This is a genomic window from Lachnospira hominis (ex Liu et al. 2021), from assembly GCF_014287955.1.
Lineage (GTDB): Bacteria > Bacillota > Clostridia > Lachnospirales > Lachnospiraceae > Lachnospira > Lachnospira hominis.
In genome coordinates this window covers 1-23708 of the sequence record NZ_JACOPD010000016.1, presented here as the reverse complement: position 1 = coordinate 23708, position 23708 = coordinate 1, and the positions used below count along the sequence as shown (strand labels likewise).

The window sequence follows — 23708 nt, the reverse complement described above, 5'->3', positions numbered from 1 at the left end:
CACCAATGGAATATCATAATCAATATATAAAAGTAGCATAAAAATATCGCCAGCCGTAATTCGGCTGACGATACAAAAATTTATTATTTTTTATTGTCCTATTGACAGGTAGCACACCAGACCGCCGGGGGTTTTAGACTTTTAAATATTTAATTTTATAAATCTTTGAATATCTGATGTCTGTATTTATTCAATGCAAACAGAAGAAGCATACCGAGAATACCACATACAATAATCTCTCCGCCGCCTACCGTAAGCATAAAGAATGGAATCATTCCCTCACTGCCATACGCATATTTTAATACCCATGGTACTATAATTGTGTTGGCAATAATTGGAGGAAGAGGGGCAAGCCATTTGTTTTTACGAAGCAAATATGTACCAACTGCACCAATAAGTGTTGCAATGCTTCCGAATACAATATCCCAGATTACTGCTCCGCCAAGTATGTTAGCGATGAGACAGCCGATAAACAATCCCGGTATAGCCGCCGGTGTAAAGTATGGGAGTATTGTCAATGCTTCTGCAACCCTGAACTGTATCGGACCAAAGCTCCAATAGTCAAAAACAATGACAAGCACTACGTAAATCGCAGCAATAACTGCACCTTGTGTAATAAACACAGCCTTTTTGTTTTTCATATTAAATTTTCTCCTTTAGTTTTGTTTTACGAGTGGAAGGTCTCGAACACTCGGATATCTGGATGTCGCATGACATCACCCCAAAAGACCTTTAATTTACTATGGGGCAACTCATAGAGAATATCATAAGTCTTTCGGGGTGTCAATTATAAAATCAATTTATTTATAAGCCTTTTGTTACTTTCCGGAATCAATTATTTTGTGATTCCTTCAGTCTTATATATGAACTTGACAGTTCCCTTAACATCATCAGATTTACCTGCAAATGACTGGTAATCATTACCTAATTCTACAATCTTCTTGATTGTATCGACTGCATCCTGTGCGTCGTTCTTAACAAGATTTGCAAGCTTCTGAACGCCTGTTTCATTGAATTCAATCATACCGTCTTTCAATGTGATTGAACCTTCTGCAAGCTGGTCAACGCCATCAGCAAGTGTAGCTGATGCACTTCTAAGCTGTGATGTACCCGCCTTTAATGCTGATGCACCTGAATTAAGTGTTTCATTATTTGACTTGAGAGTTGAAAGACCATCGCCTAACTGCTTAGTACCGCCTGTAAGCTGGCTGCCGCCTGCCTGAAGCTTATAAAGTGCTGAGCACACTGTTTCAGCCGCAGGATTAAGTTCATCAAATGAGCCGATGCCCATCTTTAACTTCTTAGCACCTAAACTAATCTGACCTGCTCCATCCTTAATCTGACCAAGACCTCCTATAAGCTGTTTAGCACCATTTGAAAGTGCTTCAAGGCTTTGAGAAAGGTTATATCCCGTTTCTGGGTCTACTGTCTGTGTTGCTGTATTGTATACAGTATTTAATGCTGTATACACTCCTCCGTTGCTTACTGCCTGAAGAAGAAGTCCCATCTCTGCTGTGTATAATGAATCAAGCTTTTTATATGCACCGCCTGTTATCTGGCTTATTGTACCGTTTACTGTGTCAAGCTGTGCCTTTATAGCTGTATTATATGCACTTAAAGTATCAAGCTTAACTGCCGCCGTGTAAGCTGTGATATATTTAGTAAATAATGCTGTCACATTTGACTCATCTGCCAAATCACCTGACAAATCTGTTGCTGTCTTTATTGTCATATCAACACCGCCTGCAAGCTGCCCAACCTGTGTAAGTATATCATTAAGCGTTGCACCATTCGGTAATGTTGTTGTGGCTGCAGTCTCAAGTGTCTTAGCAGATGTGAGTGCTGTCTGATACTTAACACCATATGTATCTGCATTTGACTTAATCTGGCTAAATGAACCGTTAAGAGTTACAGACAGCTTATCAATGCCTGCACTGAGTGTATTTGCACCCGGTATAAGCTGATTTTGTATTCCGCCCACAAGTGCATCTGCACCATCGGCAAGCTGTGCAACACCTGTTAAAATCTGACTCTTGAATGTATCAGAAAGTGCATTGATACCTGATGAAAGCTGGTTAGCACCTGCATCAAGAGCTGCAACGCCGTCTGCCGCACTTGCAACACCGTCCGTATACTGGCTAAGACCACTCTGAAGAGTGCCTGCACCATCATCAAGCTGTGCAACACCGCTTGTTAAATCAGGAACATTTGACTGAAGCTGTGCAATACCATCAGAAAGTGTTGTTGCACCGTCTGCAAGCTGATTTCCCGCATCTGACAGTGTGTTAATCTGGCTGTTTAAATCATTAAGATTAATATCATCAAGATTTGCATCTGTAAGAAGATTTGAAGTTGCTACAGAAAGTGTCATATCAAGTGAAAAATCAGTAACATCAGCACTAACCTCAAAATATTCAGGAATATCAAGGTCTGCTTTCTTTCCGTCAAAGCTTATGTTAAGGCTGTCTTTAAGACCCGGCATTGTAATACCTACAACAACATTGCTGTCTGAAGCCTCTACAACCTTACCATTTGTAACTTCAACATTGCTGAAATTATCATTCGGAAGCATCATTCCCGTAATCATTGTAAACGGTACATATGCCTGTTTTGACTTGCCGTTTACTGTAATAGTCTTTTTAAGGTTATTTGTATAATCAAAACGAATCTTTACCTTACCGCTCTTGCCAGCAAGCTGGTCTGCCGAAATCTCTTTGCCGTCAAGGTAATATGTAACCTTCATTGTAACAGGTGCCGCTTCATCTGAAGTTCCCTGATATGTGATGCTGTTACCGTCTGCTGCCCAGCTGAGCTTAGATCCGCTTGCTGTAAATGTCTCATCACCGTTTAAGTTACTTATGTTTTTAAGATTAGATACATCAGAAATAGTCTTCTGATTTGTTGCATTTTTAAGTTTTTCATTTACAAGGAGTTTGCTCTGCCTGCCTGATGCATCAGCAAATACATATACTGTCTCTTCCTTGCTGTTTTCTTTGCTTACTGTTGAAACATTTGACTTAGATGCTCCAAGAAGCTGCTCGTTGATAATACTTTCCAATGTGCTCTCAGCGTCACCTGACTTTGACTGCTCGTAAGCAATTGAATTTGTATCATTAACACTTGCTGTATTAGTGCCACATGCTGCAAAACTTACAGCCATCATTGCTGCACACATGAATACAGATGTAAATTTAAACAATCTTTTTTTAATCATAATATAATTATCCTCCATTCAATCCTAGTTCCCGGAACTTACAGCCGGTAGTTTTAAGCCTGCTTTTTTGATTTATCGATAAATCCCATACTTGTATGAATAATAATCTTATCAAGAAGTACAAAAAGTGATGGAAGTACAAATATAACAACTATCATACTTACAATAGCACCTCTTGCCATAAGTGAACAAAGAGAACCAATCATATCAACACTTGAGATAAGACCAACACCGAATGTAGCCGCGAAGAATCCGAGGGCACTTACGATGATTGACGGAATTGATGTTGAAAGTGCTGTTGTAATAGCTTCTTTCTTTGTAGCTCCCGCAAATCTTTCTCTCTTATATCTTGTAGTCATCAAAATAGCGTAATCGACTGTTGCACCAAGCTGAATTGTACCAATAACAACTGATGCAATAAATGGTATTGTTGTTCCGAGGTAATATGGAAGTCCCATATTAATGAAAATTGCAAATTCAATCGCTGCTACAAGAACAACAGGAAGTGAAATTGACTTAAATACCAAAAGAATAATAACAACAATCGCACCGATTGAAACAGCACTTACCCGCTTAAAGTCTGTATCTGTAATTGTAATTAGATCCTTTGTACAAGGTGCTTCACCAATAACCATTGATGTCGAATCATATTTCTTTGCAATATCCTGAATAGTTGTAATCTGGTTATTAATTTCATCTGATGCAACCTTGTAATCTGAACCAACCATCATAATCTGATGCTTATCACTTACAAGTTCTGACTTTAAACTCTCAGGTATAAGTTCCTTAGGAATCTCATTACCTATTGCAGAATCAAGACCAAGAGCAAATGTTACACCGTCAAGATCTTTAATCTCTGTCATCATCTTATTTGCGTCTTTTGAACTCAATTCTGAATCTGCAAGAATCATATAAATTGAATTTACATCAAAGTTCTCTTCAAGTTTTTTGTTTGCAATTGAGCAATCAAGATTTGCAGGAAGTGTATCTGCCAAATCATAATATACGTTTGTATGCTGATAACCGTAAATTGCCGGTCCTAATAATGCAACGAATATAACAATAAATATCCATGCATGATTTACAATGAATCCTGCCAGCTTATCAAATCTTGCCGGAAGAATCTCTCTATGCATTGTCTTTTCAAGTGCTTTATCAAATGTAAGAATAAGTGCCGGAAGAACTGTTACACAACATATAACACCGAATACAACACCCTTAGCCATTACAACACCAAGATCCATACCAAGTGTAAAACTCATAAAGCAAAGTGCTATAAATCCGGCAACTGTTGTAATTGATGAACCTACAACAGATGTAATTGTACTTGCAATCGCATGTGCCATAGCTTCTTTATGGTCATCACCATACTCTTCTTTCATTTCCTTGTAGCTGTGCCATAAGAAAATTGAATAGTCAAGTGTTACACCTAGCTGGAGAACAGCCGCAAGTGCTTTTGTAATATATGAAACCTCACCCATAAAATAATTAGAACCGAGGTTGTAAACAATTGCGATACCGATACTTAACATGAAGAATACCGGAACAAGGAATGAATCCATGAATAATGCCAATACTATGCAGGCAAGTATAACTGCAATCAATACATAAATAGGTGTCTCTTTTTCTGAAAGAGTCTTTGTATCTGTTACGACTGCCGACATACCGCTTATAAAGCACTGACCGTCTGTAACCTTACGGATTTCCTTAATCGCATTCATAGTACCATCGCTTGATGTTGTATCATCAAAGAAAATCGCAAGCATCGTTGAATCTTTGTCACTGTTGTAAAACTGACTTCTTAACTTTTCCGGTATCATCTCAAGCGGAATATCTCCACCTACGATACTGTTATAAGAAATAAGCTTTGCAACATGGTCAACATTTTCAATCTTATCTTCAAGCTTTGTAAGCTCACGTCCATGCATACCGTCAACCACAACAATCGCATAAGCACCTTTTTGAAACTCGTCAAGCAGAATATCCTGACCCTGCATTGTATCGATTTCCTTTGGCAGATAATAAAGAATATCATAATTAACACGGGTATTGATATAACCCAAAGCCGCAGGAATCAGAAGCAGAATACTGATAACCAAAATAGGAATTCTCGCCTTGACAATTCCTCTTCCTAATTTTTCCATTGTCTTCCTCCATTCTTATTTATGACTAATGGTCATTTCTTTCTTTCGTTGCACATTATAGCACAAAATGACCATCAGTCAATATTGTTTATAAAAATTTTATGACTTTTGGTCATTTATTTGACAAAAAAATATAATTGCGTTATTATGCACAAAAGACATTCAATTTACGAGGCGTATTAACATGGGTAAAATAGAACTTAACAAACTGCAAAAACAGACGTCCCTTTTAAATACAGCATATGAACTTTTTACAACAAAAGGCGTAAATAAAACATCAATTGCCGAGATTTCAAAGGCTGCCGGAATTGCAAAAGGAACATTTTATCTGTATTTTAAAGATAAATATGATATAAGAAATAAGCTGATTTCACACGAATCAAGCAAGCTTTTCGGAAAAGCTAAGACTGCTCTTGACGAATATCAGATTCAGACAAAAAAGGTTGATTTTATAGACCAGATTATATTTATAGTTGATTATATAATTAATGAATTATCTCAGAATCAGTCATTGCTTGCTTTTATTTCCAAGAATCTGAGCTGGGGAATATTCAAACAGGCTCTGACCAAAAATGTTGCTCCCGAAAATGTCAATTTTCAGGACGTTTTTTATAAAATGATAGATGAGAGTGATGAGAAAATAGAAAATCCAGAAATAATGATTTTCCAGATAATCGAACTTGTCAGTTCAACGACATACAGTGCCATAATTAACAAAGAACCTGTAGACGTTGAAACTTTAAAACCTTATCTTTATCAGACAATACGAACAATAATAATAAACCATCAATCCGGTGATGAAAAATATCTCCCAAAGTTTGGTATTTGATAAATCAGCCGCCAGAGTCTCATGTAAATATGGACTCTGGCGGCTGTCTGCTGTCCGGCGGTCATCTGCTGTACACCAGCGGCTATATTCATAAAGATTTATTTTCTTAAAGATTTTAAAAGTGCAATTTCTGCCGCATAGCCGGCAGCGTCATTCGGTGTTTCAAGATAAAACGGAAGATTAATAAGTGCAGGGTGATTGATAATCGCCTCAAACGCATCTTTTCCTATAGACCCCTCACCAATCTTTTCATGTCTGTCCTTATGGCTTGCAAAAGGGTTCTTTGAATCATTGATATGAATGGCTTTAAGTCTTGAAAGACCTATCACATCATCAAATTCTTTAATGACATTATCAAGATTTCCGACTATATCGTATCCCGCATCGTAAACATGGCATGTATCAAGGCATACACCAAGATGCGAATTAAGTTCAACCTTATCTATAATTGCTCTCAATTCTTCAAATGTTCTTCCAATCTCGGAGCCCTTGCCAGCCATAGTCTCAAGAAGCACAGTAGTTGTCTGTGATTCTTTGATTGTCTCGTTAAGCATCTCTACGATATACTCTGTACCTGTCTCAACGCCCTGTTTTACATGGCTTCCCGGATGAAAATTATAAAGATTTCCCGGTACATACTCCATTCTTGCCAGATCATCAGCAAATGTACGCTTTGCAAAATCCCTGATTGACTCATCTGCCGAGCATGCATTTAATGTATATGGTGCATGTGCAAGAATAACTTCAATTCCGTTCTCATCCGCAAACTTTTTAAATGCTTCAACATCCTTTTCGTCAATATCTTTTGCTGCACCTCCTCGCGGATTTCTTGTAAAAAACTGAAAAGTATTGCCACCGAGTGCAACAATCTCTTTTCCCATATTAAGAAAACCTTTAGATGCCGATAAATGGCAGCCTATTTTAAATTTTTGTGAATTTTCATTTGACATACTCGTTATAAACCTCCCTTTTAGATATTCCTCTGTCCTTTGCCGCAGCTTTCATTGCTTCCTTTTTATCCATTCCATCGGCAATATATTTGTCAACATGCTCAACAATACTCATGCTTTCCCACTGTGCCTGCTGCTCCTTTTTTATGTCATCACGCGATTTTCCTTCAATCACAAGGACGTATTCTCCGCGTGGCTCATTATTTTCATAAAATTCCACAACCTCTCCAAATGTCGTAAGAAATACATTTTCATGGCGTTTTGTAAGTTCCTTGCATACGGAAAGTCTCCTGTCTGCCCCAAAAACTTCTGTAAGTTCAGCAAGTGTCTTTTTCAGGCGGTGAGGTGCCTCATATATAATCATGGTTCTTGTCTCATTTTCAAGCTCAGAAATAACATCTCTTCTCTCCTGCTTGTCCGACGGCAGGAATGCTTCAAAACAAAATCTTCTTGTCGGCAGCCCCGACATAGTAAGTGCTGTCACACATGCTGCCGGTCCCGGAAGTGACGTCACTGTAATTCCCGCTTCATGGCACTGTTTTACAAGTTCTTCTCCGGGATCAGATATTCCCGGTGTTCCGGCATCTGTTATAACTGCAATGTCCGCTCCTGCTCTTAATTTATCAACAAGAACTTTTGCTTTGTCATACTTATTAAATTCATGATAGCTTGTAAGAGGCGTCTTAATATCAAAATGATTACAAAGCTTCATTGAATTCCTCGTATCCTCCGCCGCAATCAAATCAACCTCTTTCAGTGTCCTGAGAACACGGAATGTTATATCTTCAAGATTGCCTATCGGTGTTGCACAAAGGTATAAAATTCCCTGTCTTCCTTTATTTTCATATTCATTCATCAGCATTATCTCCATACATTTTCAAAAGTTCCTGCGTGTAGCTTCCGTCATGGTTGTATACAATCAGCGGCGGTTCGACATCAAGCTGCGGCTTTCCGCCCTTAACAGCTTCTATCAGCACCATATTAGCAGCTTTGTCATCATACGGATGAACCATTCTTATACGTTTAGGCTCAAGTCCATGTGATGTCATTGAGTCAAAAATCTGAACAAGACGCTTTGGCCTGTGTACCATAAAAAATCTGCCATGCACCTTTAAGCTGTCTGCTGCCGCCTTGACAACATCATCAAGATTACATAGCAATTCGTGCCTTGCAATCGCCTTTGCACTTTCAGGATTCACAATCCCATGCTTTTCCGTCATATATGGCGGATTAGTCGTAACTACATCAAATAATCTGCCTTCAGTAAGACTCTTTATTTCTTTAATATTTCCCTGCACAAATACTACATCACCGCTTATATTATTAAGACTGGCATTTCTTTGTGCCAGATTAAATGCCACATCCTGAATTTCTATTCCTACATACTTTGTCTGCGGATTCTTAGCGTGCATGAGAATCGGAATAACACCATTTCCACTGCACAAATCAAGCACACTGGCATTTTTCCCCGCTGTGGCAAATGAAGATAACAACACGGCGTCCATGCCGAAGCAAAAACACGCCGTATTCTGAATTAATCTATATCCTTTGCATTGCAGGTCGTCTATACGTTCGTTTTCACTAATTACATCATTCATCTGTAATATGAGACTGACCTTCCTTTCTCTCCAGTTCTTCAAGTTCCTTGAGTTCCTTGTCATTAATCTGGACTTTATCATTTTTGCGTCTTAACTTAAACTTCAGTTCAGATACCGGATATTCGCGGATTTCCTTTTCATCACCATCAAGAGTTACAGTAACTTTAACTCTCTGGCGAAGAACATTAACACTTGTAACCTCACCTTTCAGCTTATCTGAAGTTGTAACAAAATCTCCGACAGCCGGAAGTCTGCTGTTCAAATCTTCATATGCCTCTTCTTCATTTTTGAGACAACACATAAGTCGTCCGCACACACCTGAAATCTTTGTCGGATTAAGCGAAAGATTCTGTTCTTTTGCCATCTTGATAGAAACCGGAATAAATTCAGGCATGTATGTTGCACAACATAATGGTCTTCCACATGCACCGATTCCGCCGCGAATCTTTGCCTCATCCCTGACACCAATCTGTCTAAGCTCTATTCTTGTTTTGAAAACAGAAGCCAAATCCTTTACAAGCTCTCTGAAATCAATTCTTCCGTCTGCTGTAAAATAAAATAGTATTTTATTATTATCGAATGTATACTCTACCTTTATAAGTTTCATTGCAAGCTTATGCTTTGCAATCTTTTCAAGACAAATTTTAAAGGCTTCCTTTTCTTTCTCTCTGTTCTTTGCCTCTCTTGCATCATCCTCAGGTGTTGCAACACGGATAACCGCTTTCAAAGGCTGTATAACCTTCTCATATTCAACATCACGTATTCCAAGAACAACATTGCCATATTCAACGCCCCTTGCTGTCTCAACAATAACATGATCTCCTTCCGAAATATCCGTATACTTTCCCGGTGCAAAGAAATAAATCTTTCCGGCACGTCTGAAACGAACACCAATAACCTTTGTCATCTATAAATCTCCATTCTCTATATCTAATACTTCTATACCGCCTGCTTTATCGCCATAATTAAAAGCTCAATAACCAAATCAAAATTGACATTTGCTTTAAGACGAATCTTAACCTTATCTATTGAATTGAGTATATCCTGCAATCCCTCATAAGAAAAATGTGATGCCTGACTTTTAATCTGCGACAGTTCATCCTTAAAAATAACCGGATTAACATCATTGGTACTCTTAAATACCAACACATCACGATACCACATAGCCATAAGGTCAAGATAATCATCAATTGTAAGTTTATAATTGGCAATATTCTTGACTTCAGCCATAATCTCTGACACAGTCATCTCCTGTGCATAACGCACAACATGCAGAACTTCGTCTTTAAGCTTGGCAAAATCACCTGATGTAACAATCGTAACAGCACGTCCTATATTTCCTTGTGCAAAAGCTGCCGCAAACTTAGTCTCGTAGTCTGTAACATCATAATTGTCCTTGAGATACTTAACTACAAGTTCATCCGCAACCGGCTTAAAATCAAGTCTTACACATCTTGACAAAATTGTCTGTAAAAATATATCCGCATTTGTCGTAAGCATAATAACAATACCATACGCCGGCGGCTCTTCAATAGTCTTTAACAGGGCATTCTGTGCCTGTACTGTAAGTTTTTCCGCCTCATCAATAATATAAATCTTATATCTGCTGCTGTAAGGCTTTATCTGCATATCACCTATAAGCTGCTCTCTTATATCATCAACACCGATACTGCCCGGTTTTTCATGTCTTATCCAGATAATATCAGGCTGATTTGAACTGTCTGCCTGTATGCAGGAATGACATTCATTACATGGCTCTATGCCATGCTTTTCACACTGGAGTGTCTTTGCAAATAACTTTGCAATTGTCTTTTTGCCGGCACCAAGTCCTCCATTAAAAATATATGCATGGGAAACCTTATCCAGCTCTATGCTCTTTTGCAAATGCTCTTTTATCTTATCATGTCCATAAATATCTGCAAACGTACTCATTCCTGTTCCTCTTTCTGCTGCCCTGCAATTTCCCGGATTTTTATCTAAAAATTTTTTATTTTAAAATTCTTATTTACATTGAAATATCCAGCAGCAATCCTCTTATATCATCAACCTTTCCGACAATGGCAAGGTGATCTTTCTCATCTTTCATAAGCTCCGACGCCAGATCATCAAGATTCTTGTCCACAAGCTTGACAATGCCATACACTCTGTGTCTTCCTCTTCTGTCAAGAAAATTTTCTCTTGAAAACTGGTGAGACCTCGATGTTACCTCATTCATAAAACCTTTTACAAGCTCACGGTACTTCTTCATATCCTTAATATCCATGTGCTTTGCAATCTTATTACCCTGCTCAGTTATATCCTCCATCATGCCTCTCAGCTTTTCCTGAAGGTCTTTTTCCTCAATATTGCTAATCAGTGTAAATTTAAAAGAATCATCATGTGGCTTTTCTGCCTGCTTTGTCTCAACCTGCTGTGTCTTTGCTACATCATTTACCTTGATATCCATATTATATCACATCCTTATTCATAAACCAACTCTTTTAACGCCTGCCTGATTTCATCAACACAGTCATCAAATTCTCCATTATTAGCAAATCGTCTTGTTATACCGGATTTACGGATATTTTCCTCCGAAAAATCCTTTGCATCTGCCAGAAATCTTCTGCAAAGTTCCTCGTAATGCGGATTTTCCTGCTGCATCTCGCGTTTTACAGCCCTTATGAGCCTGACTCCGTCATCCACTTCTATATATATCGGCATAATATGCTCATTTCCGTAATACTCACAGAATTTATCATATGCTTCAAGCGTTCCGATTACAATATACCGCTTTCCAGAAGCCAAATCAATCTGTCCGTCATCTGCCGTAAAATATTTCCACACTCCAAATACAGTATCATAACAGCGTATCTCTATTATTTTGTTCTCATTTTCAAGCCTTTTTGCAGTATCGTCATCAACAAAATGATATTCCCTGCCTTCAGCCTCACCGCTTCTTAGCGGTCTCGTTGTATACATTGTAATCTTATTAAGCCCGAGTGCTTTATCCTCTGACAATTCACGATAAATCCTATCCTTGCCGCTGGCACTCTTTCCCATTATAAATACTATTTCATTCATAATTACTTTTCCTGTTTTTATATTTAACCTGACATTTCTATTGCTTCAGCTTTGTTTTATGCATTTAATCATAATACTGTTCTTTGTTTTACACATTTAATCAACGTGCTGCCGTCTGCCGCTTTCTCAACTCCGATTGCACTGAGCCCATGTCCAAGTCCGTCTTTTATAACATCAATAACTTCCTGCGTCACAACCTCACCTGCATTTACAAGATTAATTCCCGGCGGATAAAAACATATATTTGAAGCTGCAATATGCCCAATGCTGTCACAGATATTGACAGTTTCATTATCGCAGCTGTCAGCTTCATACATATTCAATGCCACAACAGCCTTTACCAGTGCCGGACTATAACTTCCGGAATACTCTTTTTCCGGCGTGTCAAGTTGCCGCAATGCCTCAATAAACCTGTCATAATATACCTGTTTATCTCCTACGCTTGTCATCGCAATACAATAATTGACCGAAGCCATTTCCAGCTGTATTCCATAATCATTCAATAATTTATCATACAGGTTTTTTCCGTCATTTACAACCAGCACAATTTTAGAAATGTCATCGACTTCCTGCAGCTTTATATATTTAAGTTTCTTTATTTCTTTTCTTAAATTTGTAAGTCTAAAAACATATTCGTCCATATAACCTGATGACACTGAATCGCACATATTATCTTCAAGAAACGTAAGACACCTTGAAATTCCCGCCATCAATATATATGACGGGCTTGTTGACTGATAAATATTCCAATATTTCTTCACCCTGTCTTTATCTATAAGATTTCCGTTAAGATGAAGAAGTGCCGTCTGCGTAAATGACGGCAGTGTCTTGTGAATACTCTGAATAACTGCATCTGCACCGCATTTTACCGCACTTTCGGGAAACTTATCGTGAAAATTAAAATGTGCTCCATGTGCTTCATCGACAATCAGAACCGCCCCGAACCTGTGAGTCTCCTCGGCAATTCCTTTAATGTCGCTTACAACCCCCTCATATGTCGGAGAAGTAATAATAACCTCACAAGCCTCCGGATGTTCTTCAAGTGCTGCACGAACCGATTCCCTCGTTATTCCTGTGCATATACCAATTTCGTCAATTTCAGGATATATGTATACAGGATTCAATTCATTTAAAAACAACGCATTATTAACCGAACAATGCACATTTCTGGCAACAATAACAGTATCACCCTTTTTTGATGCACCACATATTGCTGCCATATTTCCTGCACTGCTTCCGTTCACTAGAAAAAGCGTCTCGTCAGCTCCGAACAGCTTCGCCGCTCTTTTAAAATCTTCTTTTATTATTCCGTCAGCATTATGCAGATTGTCAAACCCGTCAATCTCGGTAATATCAATTCCATACGGATTGCTCATACTGAAAATATCAGTATTTCTCTTATGCCCAGGCATATGAAGCGGGACAATATCCCCCGCCGCCAGCTCACTCAGGCGGTCATATAAATCTTTATTTCCCATATACAGCACCTTACTAAAAATGGAAGCATTTTCTGCTTCCATTTTCATATAAACTTTCTGTTTTAATTACAATCAACCAATACAAATTTACATTCTTTACATGCCCTTGCTATTGTGCGGTTACCTGTTTACTCAACAACTTTAAGCTTAACCGTCTTTTCAGCCACGCTTCCGATTGCATCTGTTACTTTATACTTAATGTCATATTCTCCGACCTGGTCGAATGTATAATGACCTATCGTAATAATTTTGCTTGTAATATCATTTCCGCAGGTATCTGTTGCATGAACATTGGCCTTAAGATTAGCTTTCTCTCCGACCTTTACCGTAATATCAGCTGCACCTGTTATAGCTGCACTGTTTTTAATCCACGGATTTGCAGGGTCTGTATCAGTTGGATCCCATCCCGCATTAGGACTGTTTACAGGAATCTTAATACTTTCAGGTTTTCCAAGTGGTCCCGGATTGGCAGCATCATCATAGATTGTAACTTTTGTTCCAGCAGGACAATTATCATAAATCCACTTGACATCGCGGACTGCCATTCTGATACAGCCAAGCGACGCAACTGAACCCAGCTTATTATACTCTTCTGTCTCAAGTGCTGAACCCGTAGCTGAAAAATATGGTACTGAATGAAACAGATATGGACCACTTATTCTTACAACATAATGTCCATATGTACTGTCAACCATAAGCCCCCATTCGTATTTATCAGAAGTTGTAAAATTTTCTCCTGTTATTGTCTCGTTGCCTTCGCGTCCACAAGATGCTGCAAATGCCTTAACCGCAACCGTATACTCACCTTTTCCGTCAATTCCATAAACAGTTACACAGTTTGCTGCTCTGTTGACCTTAATAAAATATGGAAAAGCCGCATCTGCAGGTGGTGTATAACTTACAACTTTTGAAGCAGGCTCTTTATCATCAATCCATACCACCTCTCTTGCCGCCGTTGTCTCCTCCGTTTCGGTTACAGTCTGTACTTTTTTATCATCATTATTTCTATTCTTAAAAATTCCATATCCAAAAAGCTTCATTGAACCGATAATCCCAAGCACAATAACCACTACAGCGATAACTGCCCACATTATAACCAGCGGAATATTTCTGCGAAACCAACTTTTCCTTCTTCTCAAATATTTATAATTAATATTTCCTTTATTCATAAATAATCATACCTCGTACATAATAAATCATATATTTTCTGACGTTTGTCTTTGCATATACCATTTTCTATTATAGTATACGTAATGTCTTATTGAAATAGTTTTTTTAATTTATTTTGTAAAGTATTATTTTTTTCTGTCCTTTCTTCTCGTTTTGATATACTCCCTGAAAATACCAAACACAATACACACTGCCAAAGCAACAATAACAACCATAATAATAACTTCTGCCGTTTTAGCATTATTTCCAAGATTATGCCAAGAACCATCTTGTGAAAACATGTTAAACAATTCACAACTGTCAACCAGAGCCGAGAAAATTCCAAACAATGTAAAAATTCCCATTATAAACTGTATTTTATCACTGCTCTCCTTTTCCTCTTCTTCCCGCATTTCCCGCTGCAAACCATCCATAGCATTAAGCCCGGCTGTTACACTGTCAACATCTTCGTCTATCCTCAGTCTCTTTTTGATGTAAATATAAAATTCACTCTGATGATGTATATGGCTTACCGACGTTGCCATACTCTTTGTAAGAAACAGATTAATCTCATTGTATAATAAATTGACATTTGTATCTGATTCTGATAAATGCATTTTGACAGCAGATATACCTGATTGTATTTTTTCCGCATAAAGCAACAATGAAAATGACTGATATAATGCTTTCATATACAGCGTAAAATAATCACTTCCAGCTTTTTTTAATAACTGTTCCTTAAATGTTTTCCTGTTATCCTCCGACGGCCATGCCAGATAAGAAACTCCCTCCTGTGTTGCATACCATATAACATCATCAAATGGATGTCTCATTTCATCAACAACATCACTTCCGTAATGATACGAATCATTATATCCGTTTGTCAGATGATATGATAATGAAATTCTGTCCTCCCTCGAATCTTTAAAATTATCTTTTTCAAAAGAGGCATATGTAAAAAGAATTGCTTTATCGGCAACTTTGATATCAGACACTACATCTGCATCTGGCTTATCCTCCCCGGAAATAATCCTGTATTGCAATTTTTCTGCATATTTACTTCCGTTTTTTAATAAACTTTTATATGCACTTTTTCTTTCTGCCATATAATGTATATCAAGAAAATCCACCATATCATTAACCCATTTTCCAAATGAAAATGGAGAAATAACAGTTTTATGGTTATTTACTTCTTTTAAAATTAATCCGAATTGTGCATTTTCATCTGTTTCTTCCCAGATTGAAGCAGTTTTTCCATGATTCAGTTCTCTTATATAATTTTGAAATACTTTTAATTCATCAGAATTTATTCTTATATTTTTTTGGTGAAATCCTATCTCATACCATAACATTCCAAGACCATTTCTAAAAAGCATAATTCCGGCATTTGATATTTTAACTTTCCATGATTCCGGTAATTTACCATCATCCTGTTTATTCATATCCGGAAAATAAATTAAATCCTTTATGCTCTGACCATCTTTTTCAGCCGATTCCCTGCTTCTCCAAAACAGCCACTCACAGCCTGATTTCTGTTCTTTGGCTTCATTTTCATTATCCACAAATCTGAATTCATCACGGATATATTCATATAAATCACTTTCCGGGGCAGCCTGCGTAACACATCTTCTTACCCAGAGCTTCTGGTCGCCTGATGGTATTTTCTTTCCTGTCTGCTTGTCTTTTTTAAATTTTTGTTGTTTCTGATTTTCTATTTTTTTACATGCATCCTCAAATAATTCATTGAATTTAAACGGCACGACATATCTTAAACATAATGCATCCAAATAATAAAAATTATTCATATTTTCCCATCCTAACGGTACATAAAAGTAAAATATTCTGTAAGCTCACCATATCTGACATTTCCGTCATCCGAAAATTTACGGTTCTTCAATATGTCAAATTTATCACATAAAAATTCTGCAAGTTTTTCTGTTACGGAATCTCTTAAAATAAAATTCTTTTCATATTGTGCTGCTTCAGCCTTTCCAAACTGTTCTATTGCACTAATCAGTGTACCTTTTCTTGTCAGGCAATCACTTTTTAATAATGCAAATCTGTGTACTGCCTTATCATCATTTCTTTTTACAGCCATAATTTCCATATATTTATAGGTAATTTCCCACGGATGACCGCTTGGCCTGCTGCCTGTTTTCATATAAATTATCTTATCTATATTGCACAGCCTGCCCCAGAAAACATCATCTATTTCATCCTGATGAAAATAAAATATTCCCCTGATAAGAACATATATTGCATATTCAACAGAAAATAATGAATGTGCGGATTCCTCCATATCTGTTATATACCCAAACATCTGCCAATAAGTATTTTTCCCATCAAAATAGTCTGTAATTTCCCTGTCAAATTCAGGCTGCATATTCATGTCAGCATAATAATGCAACAAATATGACTGTGTTATCTTATAATTAGCCGTACCTTTTTCAAATATACTTAATGCTTTTCTGAAATATTTCTCAGCCTCGTTACTCCTTTTTAATGCATATAAACCTGCAAGCTGGCTTATCATTTTTGCCTCATCAAGAAAATCTGCATCATTCTCCTCATTCCAGATTTTTCTCTTTATATCCGATACAGCCTTATAATTGTCAATATTTTCCTTACAGATATTCAATGCCTTATCCCATTCAAACGCATCTGTCAGGCATCCTGCCAGCTTATTATTAGTTGCAAACATTGCATCTGTTCCAACATAATAAGCATATTTTTTACATTTTTTATAATATTCAAGTGCCGTGGCAGGAGCTCCTATATAACTAAAAACAGAAACTCCTGTATTATATAATTTAAATAAGGCTGTTGCCATCATCTCTTTACTTTTATACTTCAATGAAACTTTATCAGCCATAGATTCAAATTGTTCCATTAGATACAGTGATTTTTCCTGATTCAGATTATTTACCATAAGCAGTTCTTCAAGATTATTAACCCCGATTGTAAAATCCTCCGGTGAAATATTATCTTTTATCGCATCTTCTATATATGGAAACCACGTTTTTTTATAATACTCAGCGAACTTTCCCTCTTTTGTCATTGCATCATATGTTACAGACAATGCTTCATAATAATGCTTATTCTCATAACAGTTCCATGCCTTTGAAAAATAATTATCTATCTCATCATATCCAAATACCATACTTTTCATTTTGAGGATTAAGCTGCTTAACCCTGTCAACAATATCTTCCAGCCAGTCATCGGCACATGTATTATACCTGTACAGCCTGTACCCGAGAACTGAACATATACTGTCAGACAAATACAGAAATTCCATATTTTCTCTGTTTGCATTATACTTTATTGAACTTACATTGAGTTTATCAATCTTAACATTAATTTTGTCACTGCTAACCATCTCCTGTGCTATCAGAGTCCTATAAATATCAGGAGTCATTATCTTGTAATATCCATAATCAGAATTCTGATTGTAAATATTATCACTGTAAGCCTGTTCTTCAAACTGCTGGCGTAACTCCGGATCCATAAATCTTGTACTGCCAGTTGCTCTTGTCGCAATATCTATATTAATTGACGAAGCATGTCCGTCCGGATATAACGGATTATGAAAAATCAATCTGTTTACAACAGTACTTGCCATATGAAAATATCTGTTCGCTGCCCATTCATCATTGGCAAGCATGCCTGCATTTTCAGACAACAGTTTTTTCTTTCCGTCCGCACTTTTTATTATTACAAATAAATGGTACATTCCTTTTCGTTTCGGAAGTTCCTTATCATCTTCACCCTTTAATGGATTTTGGTTGTAAGTTCCGTATTCTATGAATTCAGAAAGTGTCTCAGATATCTTTAATTTTACCGGCTTAATCACATTTCTGTCGCGGTCTCTGTTTCCATTTGAATGAAGGTCGCGTGGATACATCAGTTCACTTCCTGTATACTCACCGCTTTCCACCAAAGTATTTTCAACATCACTTATAGCCTTTTTATAATAAGATTTTATTCTTGCACGTTCTGCTAATACCTCATCGTCTTTATCCAAATCATCAAAAATCAGTCCGGCTATAAACAGCGGTTTATTTTCATTTTTTTCAAACTCACCATACTCATCCAACGAAATAGTTACCATGTCTCATCCTCACATAATCATTTATCACTATACATTATACTACATTTTATTATTATTGCGAATATTAAAACTTATTTTTTACAAAAAAACTGTTACCGGATACTCATATGTACCTGATAACAGTTTTTTGTTTTGACAATATTCAAAACTGTCTCCAGCAGAATATTATCAGGAAATACAATTAAAAGGAGGATCTCAAATTTTATTGTCCTCTATATCGGACTGTCTCCATAGCAACATCTGCTGCTTCTAATATCAGAGTATCACTTTTAATCATACAAATCAATATCATTATCAAGTATGGTCATATAATTTACATGTATAATCTGCCTGTATAATCTGCCTGTAATATTTTTACTTATCTGCTGAAATATAACAGCTTATGCAGCTGCTCCAAAAACACCTGATTTCTTATTTCTATCTCTACCTGTTTCACAATATCTTCATTAACTATTTTATATACATATTTATCAGATTTCAGATTCTTTATATTTATTATATTAATATCCATGTCATCTTTTATGCTTTGATTTTTATTGTTATAAGAAAATACCAAATCAGCAATAACACCATATCTCATTAGAATATTCTTAAATACAAGTGATATGCTTTTCTTTAATTTCATGTCATAGACAAAGAAACTTTTGTATATATTACTTACAATGCTCATTATACTCATTGCCTGATTAGACATATATCTCATATGTGCAATATCATTTCTAAATCTGATAATATGCTCATGCTGGTTTATATCCTCAAATAATTCAAGTCCACATTCATATACATCCGTTCCGTTGCAATATTTCTTTAAAAATACCGGTATAGACTTTCCCGGACCTCCCTGTCCAATTCTTTTTGCATTGCCGGAATTATCAGTTTCAAATATTCTTAATTCATAATCATACATTGCAACAATCTGATATAATAATGCTCCTTCTTCAATATCAATAACATTATCACTTAATTTATGATACTTTTCATCCAAAACATTATCTGAATAAAATAATCTTATATAATGTATTCCTAACTGAAAATACATAAGGTCTCTTTCTCTCAGATATGCCCATTCTACAAACTGTGCCATAAAATCGTTTACCATATCTGCATATGTCGATAATTCAGTTAATTCAATACGATTTTTCAATTGCTGGAATTCACATAAACTTCTCTGTTCATCCTCATTCTGACACACACCACTCTTAAAAACATCTTTTAAATCATTCTGTTTTTCATAATAATTAATTATGTCATTTTTAGTTACTTTTTTATAAATATTTGAGAATACTTCCGCATTACTGTACATTTGGGCATATATCACATTTCGATTAATAATTACATTATCCCCTCCATAATATATCCCTATTATTTGTGACCCGTTATTTATTTTTTCACGACAGAAATCCTTTAATTCTGTAAGTACGTCTTCAGATTTATCATTAATAAAACCAACATATTTTGATAAAAAACTTACATATTCATCTTCACTATTAAAATAATCATTAATATTATTACTGATTTTTCCAATATACTGTGCTGAAAACTCTAATGTTCTCACTATATCATCATAATATTGTATTCTCTTTACCATACCTGATTCTGTCAGATTTTTTACACTTTCTGCCCTTTTATCTATATTAGTTGCAAACTGAATATAATTTTTTATATTACCTATAAGATGATTCAACTGTTTTGGCATAAGAAAATGTGCAATCACATACCAGTCCAGCAGGGAATTATTTTTATCTATCTTTTCTTTTAAATCTTTATATATCTCTACCCCTTTTATCTGAGATTCAAAACTTTCCATTGTAACATCGCTTTTTATACATATATTATTTCTTAGAAATTCCAGTTCATGTGTCTGTTTTAAGTACTCAATAAAAAGTTCTTTTAATACTTTGTGTAATAACAATGGAAAATGCTTATAATTTTCATCTTTTCCTTTGTTTTTCTTCTTCTGCTCCATTGATTCTATATTCTTTTTTTCCTGATTCTGCATATTATAATCCGTCATTAAAATCTTACATATATCCGCAAATGACACATTATCACCATCAACCGAATAAATACGGTCTGCAAAATTTTTCAAAGCACTTTCCTCATTTGAAAGCATGCAATACAATGCTTTATATTCTTTTTTATCAATCGTCTTTAGTTTATTATATAACTCAGACTTCATTGTCTTAATTTTATCTTTGAACTTTTCTTTTAATTCAGGCTGAATTATAAATGCATTATAATATATTTCTTTTAACATGAAATATAATGAATTTCTATACTTCTCTTTCAACTCAGGATTTACAATGTTTTCATCAAAATCATCTTTAAAAATTTCATTTATTACATCCTGCATTGCTTTTCTCTTCAAAATACGGCTAAAAGATGGTATCTGTACTTGTCTTATTACTCTTTTTTCTTTATATAAAAACGCAATAAGTTTATTGATATCCTCTAAACTATAAAACATCCACACATTATTACTGTAATATTTATCAGCATATATTATATTTATATCAGCTAAATCTTTTTCAAAAAGTATTTTTACATTGCTGCCGTCTGCGGCTGACTCGTTTTTTATTTTAGTCGTATAATGAACACTACTGTTTCTTATCCCGGCAAGGTGTTTCTTTATATCAATACATAAATCACTTACATCCAATTTGCCAAAATCTGATACTTTATTGTTCTCTGGCAATTTACTGTTTTCTGTACCCCAGCGGCTGTATCCGCCCCAATACTGCAAAATATTTTTCTCTGCATTATCTCTTATTACTTCAGAATTTCTAAATTCCTTATCGCTGTATTGCAATACATCACTGTTATTATCTTTTTTCGTTCTGTAATCCGACTTTATAACTGATTTTGCAAAAATATCTGCCGCAAAAGTAACATAAGCTGCAATATTTCTATCAAGTTCTTCTTCTGCCTTTATTCTTTCGTAATCAAATGATGTAATACCTTTTTCATATTTTTCTGAAACAATACCAAATCTTAAATCTGTTACTGCTTCATTTTTATTAAGCATATCTAACTTGTCTTTCATTGTGAAATGGTACACACCTTTTCCCAAATCAATATATTTAGCAGCTAAATATGACAAAAAATCTTTCCATAAATAATCGCAAATATATGTACATCCTAATCTTTCTTCTGATATTTTAGATTTTTTTGAAAATAATGTCTCTATAACACCTTCAAAATGTTGAAACCAGAATATACTTTCATCATCACATAGCTTTGATGATGCATTTCTGTAATGTTCAATATTTGCCTCTCTGATTTTTATTTCCAAATTCTGCTTTCTTTTATCAGTGCAACTATTTATATCAAAAAACATTTTATTATCTGAAATATTATATTTACTCCAGCTCACCTTACTCAATCCGGAATCTTCTTTAATATTCTCATATTCTTCTATCCCAGCAACATATAGTATTATTTTCTTTCTGATATCATACATCAGTTCTCTTTGTCTTGATGAATCTGCATATTTAATAAGATATTCCCATAACGGCTTTTTCTTTGTGTCTGCAATTGACAATTTTAATAATTTGTTACCATCAATATCTTCAACTTTAACCTTAGTATTCTGGTTTGAAATGGACTTTACCAATAAATCTGTATTCTTAGTTCTTTTGTCTTCTTTCATATAAGAAAATAATATATACATCTCATATTTTTCTTTTTCATCCGGCTCTCTCTGACCCTCAAGACAATAGAATCTCATCGACTTTTTTACTAATTCCGGTAAATTATATGTTTTTATCTCTCCTGATTTTGTTTTATAACTTACATCTTTTCTTAAACTTTTTCTCAGAGAACAATTAACCAGAGCTGAAATAACAATATTCTGCTCATTTTGTGGAATTACAATTTTTTCATATATGAATTTTTTTGATTTACTTTTTGTCTGTTTATCATAATATTTATTCTTATTATAAACATTATCTCTATCTGTTCTGTAATTAACCGCATCATTTGTTTTCGGATTCTGAATATCCGGAATAAACTGCATCGCTTTATAATTAAATGATTTATTATTCACATATTGTTTTACAAAATTGATATAACATCTCTTTAAATTATTAGCATACCTCTGCAAATTCTTATCTATTATTACTTTCTGATTATTAAATGGCGTATACAGCCTGCTCTTTTTATCTAATGCCTCATTAACTACTTTTCCTGTTTCAGCTATTACATCTCCCTTTTCATCCGTACCAATATTTTGTATTCTTTTTTATAGAATACTTTTTATTTTATAAATTGTCAATGATTATTTAACACATTTGTGTGAAAATTATAATTTAACTTATTACAATAACAAAAAAGGAACCCAATCTTTCAAAAAAGATTGAGTTCCTTGACTTAGTGCCTAGAGCCGGAATCGAACCAGCGACACGAGGATTTTCAGTCCTCTGCTCTACCGACTGAGCTATCTAGGCGTAGTAGCGGGGACAGGATTTGAACCTGTGACCTTCGGGTTATGAGCCCGACGAGCTTCCGAACTGCTCTACCCCGCGTTATTTAATTGATACACAACATTATATGTTACACAAAATCAGTTTATTCTTAAAAAGTAAAACTGAATGGGCGGAGAAGGATTCGAACCTTCGAAGGCATAGCCAGCAGATTTACAGTCTGTCCCCTTTGGCCACTCGGGAATCCGCCCTAATATTATTGAGATAAAATATCATCAATAAAAAGCCGACAGTCGGAGTCGAACCAACAACCTGCTGATTACAAATCAGCTGCTCTGCCATTGAGCCATGTCGGCATATGATGGGACCTACAGGGCTCGAACCTGTGACCCTCTGCTTGTAAGGCAGATGCTCTCCCAGCTGAGCTAAGATCCCATAATATACAAAAATACAATATTAAATTGTAAAGCGACCCGGATGGGGTTCGAACCCACGACCTCCGCCGTGACAGGGCGGCGCTCTAACCAGCTGAGCCACCAGGCCAATCGCTTAAAAAGCTATGAAGGACTGTTCCTTCAAAACTGCACATTAAATATATCAGATACTTTAACATTTGTAAAGTACATTTCATAATAATTTTTCATCCGATTACCTTTAAAGATAACTCTCGTTCTATCTCGTTGCGTTTCCTTACAAACCTAACCTCTTCGGTTAAGCCCTCGACCTATTAGTATGAATCAGCTCCACACGTCACCA

General features: G+C 35.8%; 17 protein-coding genes and 6 tRNA genes. 1 reads left to right on the top strand and 22 read right to left on the bottom strand.

The features are described 5' to 3' along the window. Positions 1–155: 155 nt before the first annotated feature. The 3 genes from H8S01_RS13730 to H8S01_RS13720 all read right to left on the bottom strand — a co-directional run bounded on the left by H8S01_RS13730 (position 156) and on the right by H8S01_RS13720 (position 5358). A complete protein-coding gene (locus H8S01_RS13730) occupies positions 156–641 on the bottom strand; it encodes a QueT transporter family protein (RefSeq protein WP_021866830.1) in 486 nt (161 codons plus the stop codon). 194 nt (positions 642–835) lie between these two features. Beyond that, positions 836–3214 (bottom strand): hypothetical protein, encoded by a 2379-nt coding sequence (locus H8S01_RS13725; RefSeq protein ID WP_186837535.1) that lies wholly within the window; start codon positions 3212–3214, stop codon positions 836–838. 53 nt (positions 3215–3267) lie between these two features. Further along, a complete protein-coding gene (locus tag H8S01_RS13720) occupies positions 3268–5358 on the bottom strand; it encodes an efflux RND transporter permease subunit (RefSeq protein WP_186837534.1) in 2091 nt (696 codons plus the stop codon). 184 nt (positions 5359–5542) lie between these two features. Here H8S01_RS13720 and H8S01_RS13715 point away from each other — a divergent pair, with 184 nt between their 5' ends. After that, positions 5543–6187, top strand: a complete 645-nt coding sequence (locus H8S01_RS13715) for a TetR/AcrR family transcriptional regulator (RefSeq protein WP_186837533.1) — start codon at positions 5543–5545, stop codon at positions 6185–6187. 98 nt (positions 6188–6285) lie between these two features. Here H8S01_RS13715 and H8S01_RS13710 read toward each other — a convergent pair whose 3' ends face one another. The 19 genes from H8S01_RS13710 to H8S01_RS13620 form a co-directional block, all read right to left on the bottom strand. Beyond that, positions 6286–7137, bottom strand: a complete 852-nt coding sequence (locus tag H8S01_RS13710; protein ID WP_186837532.1) for a deoxyribonuclease IV — start codon at positions 7135–7137, stop codon at positions 6286–6288. Beyond that, a complete protein-coding gene (gene rsmI / locus H8S01_RS13705; RefSeq protein ID WP_021866825.1) occupies positions 7127–7993 on the bottom strand; it encodes a 16S rRNA (cytidine(1402)-2'-O)-methyltransferase in 867 nt (288 codons plus the stop codon). Before rsmI ends, H8S01_RS13710 begins: the two co-directional genes overlap by 11 nt. Next, entirely contained in the window at positions 7986–8735 is a 750-nt protein-coding gene (locus H8S01_RS13700) for a tRNA1(Val) (adenine(37)-N6)-methyltransferase (RefSeq protein ID WP_186837536.1), read from the bottom strand. Before H8S01_RS13700 ends, rsmI begins: the two co-directional genes overlap by 8 nt. Beyond that, a complete protein-coding gene (locus H8S01_RS13695) occupies positions 8728–9642 on the bottom strand; it encodes a PSP1 domain-containing protein (RefSeq protein ID WP_021866823.1) in 915 nt (304 codons plus the stop codon). The genes H8S01_RS13700 and H8S01_RS13695 overlap by 8 nt, the downstream gene beginning before the upstream one ends. A 32-nt stretch (positions 9643–9674) precedes the next feature. Next, positions 9675–10667, bottom strand: a complete 993-nt coding sequence (locus tag H8S01_RS13690) for an ATP-binding protein (RefSeq protein ID WP_021866822.1) — start codon at positions 10665–10667, stop codon at positions 9675–9677. A gap of 73 nt (positions 10668–10740) precedes the next feature. Then, entirely contained in the window at positions 10741–11181 is a 441-nt protein-coding gene (locus tag H8S01_RS13685; RefSeq protein WP_021866821.1) for a YaaR family protein, read from the bottom strand. Between the two features lie 14 nt (positions 11182–11195). After that, positions 11196–11795, bottom strand: coding sequence for a guanylate kinase (locus H8S01_RS13680; protein WP_186837531.1), 600 nt, complete (start codon positions 11793–11795; stop codon positions 11196–11198). A gap of 68 nt (positions 11796–11863) precedes the next feature. Further along, positions 11864–13321 carry an aminotransferase class I/II-fold pyridoxal phosphate-dependent enzyme gene (locus H8S01_RS13675; RefSeq protein ID WP_186837530.1) on the bottom strand — a complete coding sequence of 486 codons (1458 nt, stop codon included), beginning with the start codon at positions 13319–13321 and terminating at the stop codon, positions 11864–11866. An 80-nt stretch (positions 13322–13401) separates the two neighbouring features. Next, positions 13402–14442: a L,D-transpeptidase family protein gene (locus H8S01_RS13670; protein ID WP_186837529.1), complete on the bottom strand. Its 1041-nt coding sequence runs from the start codon at positions 14440–14442 to the stop codon at positions 13402–13404. A gap of 126 nt (positions 14443–14568) precedes the next feature. Then, entirely contained in the window at positions 14569–16227 is a 1659-nt protein-coding gene (locus tag H8S01_RS13665) for a hypothetical protein (RefSeq protein WP_186837528.1), read from the bottom strand. Between the two features lie 11 nt (positions 16228–16238). Continuing rightward, positions 16239–17591 (bottom strand): tetratricopeptide repeat protein, encoded by a 1353-nt coding sequence (locus H8S01_RS13660; RefSeq protein WP_186837527.1) that lies wholly within the window; start codon positions 17589–17591, stop codon positions 16239–16241. Then, positions 17566–18531, bottom strand: coding sequence for a hypothetical protein (locus H8S01_RS13655; protein ID WP_186837526.1), 966 nt, complete (start codon positions 18529–18531; stop codon positions 17566–17568). The genes H8S01_RS13660 and H8S01_RS13655 overlap by 26 nt, the downstream gene beginning before the upstream one ends. Positions 18532–18889: 358 nt before the next feature. Continuing rightward, positions 18890–22633, bottom strand: coding sequence for a type VI-A CRISPR-associated RNA-guided ribonuclease Cas13a (gene cas13a, locus H8S01_RS13650; protein ID WP_207723069.1), 3744 nt, complete (start codon positions 22631–22633; stop codon positions 18890–18892). Between the two features lie 270 nt (positions 22634–22903). After that, positions 22904–22976 (bottom strand) — tRNA-Phe (locus H8S01_RS13645). A 4-nt stretch (positions 22977–22980) separates the two neighbouring features. After that, positions 22981–23054, bottom strand: a tRNA-Met gene (locus H8S01_RS13640). A 67-nt stretch (positions 23055–23121) separates the two neighbouring features. Next, positions 23122–23203, bottom strand: a tRNA-Tyr gene (locus H8S01_RS13635). A 33-nt stretch (positions 23204–23236) separates the two neighbouring features. After that, positions 23237–23308, bottom strand: a tRNA-Thr gene (locus H8S01_RS13630). Positions 23309–23314: 6 nt separating this feature from the next. Beyond that, positions 23315–23387: transfer RNA gene (locus tag H8S01_RS13625), tRNA-Val, on the bottom strand. A gap of 34 nt (positions 23388–23421) precedes the next feature. Next, positions 23422–23495, bottom strand: a tRNA-Asp gene (locus H8S01_RS13620). Between the last annotated feature and the right edge of the window lie 213 nt (positions 23496–23708).

Coding starts and splice junctions, on each gene's coding strand:
- H8S01_RS13685 (WP_021866821.1), bottom strand. CDS start 11,181: ATGGATATCAAGGTAAATGATGTAGCAAAGACACAGCAGGTTGAGACA.
- H8S01_RS13695 (WP_021866823.1), bottom strand. CDS start 9,642: ATGACAAAGGTTATTGGTGTTCGTTTCAGACGTGCCGGAAAGATTTAT.
- H8S01_RS13715 (WP_186837533.1), top strand. CDS start 5,543: ATGGGTAAAATAGAACTTAACAAACTGCAAAAACAGACGTCCCTTTTA.
- H8S01_RS13670 (WP_186837529.1), bottom strand. CDS start 14,442: ATGAATAAAGGAAATATTAATTATAAATATTTGAGAAGAAGGAAAAGT.
- H8S01_RS13690 (WP_021866822.1), bottom strand. CDS start 10,667: ATGAGTACGTTTGCAGATATTTATGGACATGATAAGATAAAAGAGCAT.
- rsmI (WP_021866825.1), bottom strand. CDS start 7,993: ATGAATGAATATGAAAATAAAGGAAGACAGGGAATTTTATACCTTTGT.
- H8S01_RS13655 (WP_186837526.1), bottom strand. CDS start 18,531: ATGGTAACTATTTCGTTGGATGAGTATGGTGAGTTTGAAAAAAATGAA.
- H8S01_RS13725 (WP_186837535.1), bottom strand. CDS start 3,214: ATGATTAAAAAAAGATTGTTTAAATTTACATCTGTATTCATGTGTGCA.
- H8S01_RS13660 (WP_186837527.1), bottom strand. CDS start 17,591: ATGAAAAGTATGGTATTTGGATATGATGAGATAGATAATTATTTTTCA.
- H8S01_RS13665 (WP_186837528.1), bottom strand. CDS start 16,227: ATGAATAATTTTTATTATTTGGATGCATTATGTTTAAGATATGTCGTG.
- H8S01_RS13680 (WP_186837531.1), bottom strand. CDS start 11,795: ATGAATGAAATAGTATTTATAATGGGAAAGAGTGCCAGCGGCAAGGAT.
- H8S01_RS13710 (WP_186837532.1), bottom strand. CDS start 7,137: ATGTCAAATGAAAATTCACAAAAATTTAAAATAGGCTGCCATTTATCG.
- H8S01_RS13675 (WP_186837530.1), bottom strand. CDS start 13,321: ATGAAAATGGAAGCAGAAAATGCTTCCATTTTTAGTAAGGTGCTGTAT.
- H8S01_RS13720 (WP_186837534.1), bottom strand. CDS start 5,358: ATGGAAAAATTAGGAAGAGGAATTGTCAAGGCGAGAATTCCTATTTTG.
- H8S01_RS13730 (WP_021866830.1), bottom strand. CDS start 641: ATGAAAAACAAAAAGGCTGTGTTTATTACACAAGGTGCAGTTATTGCT.
- H8S01_RS13700 (WP_186837536.1), bottom strand. CDS start 8,735: ATGAATGATGTAATTAGTGAAAACGAACGTATAGACGACCTGCAATGC.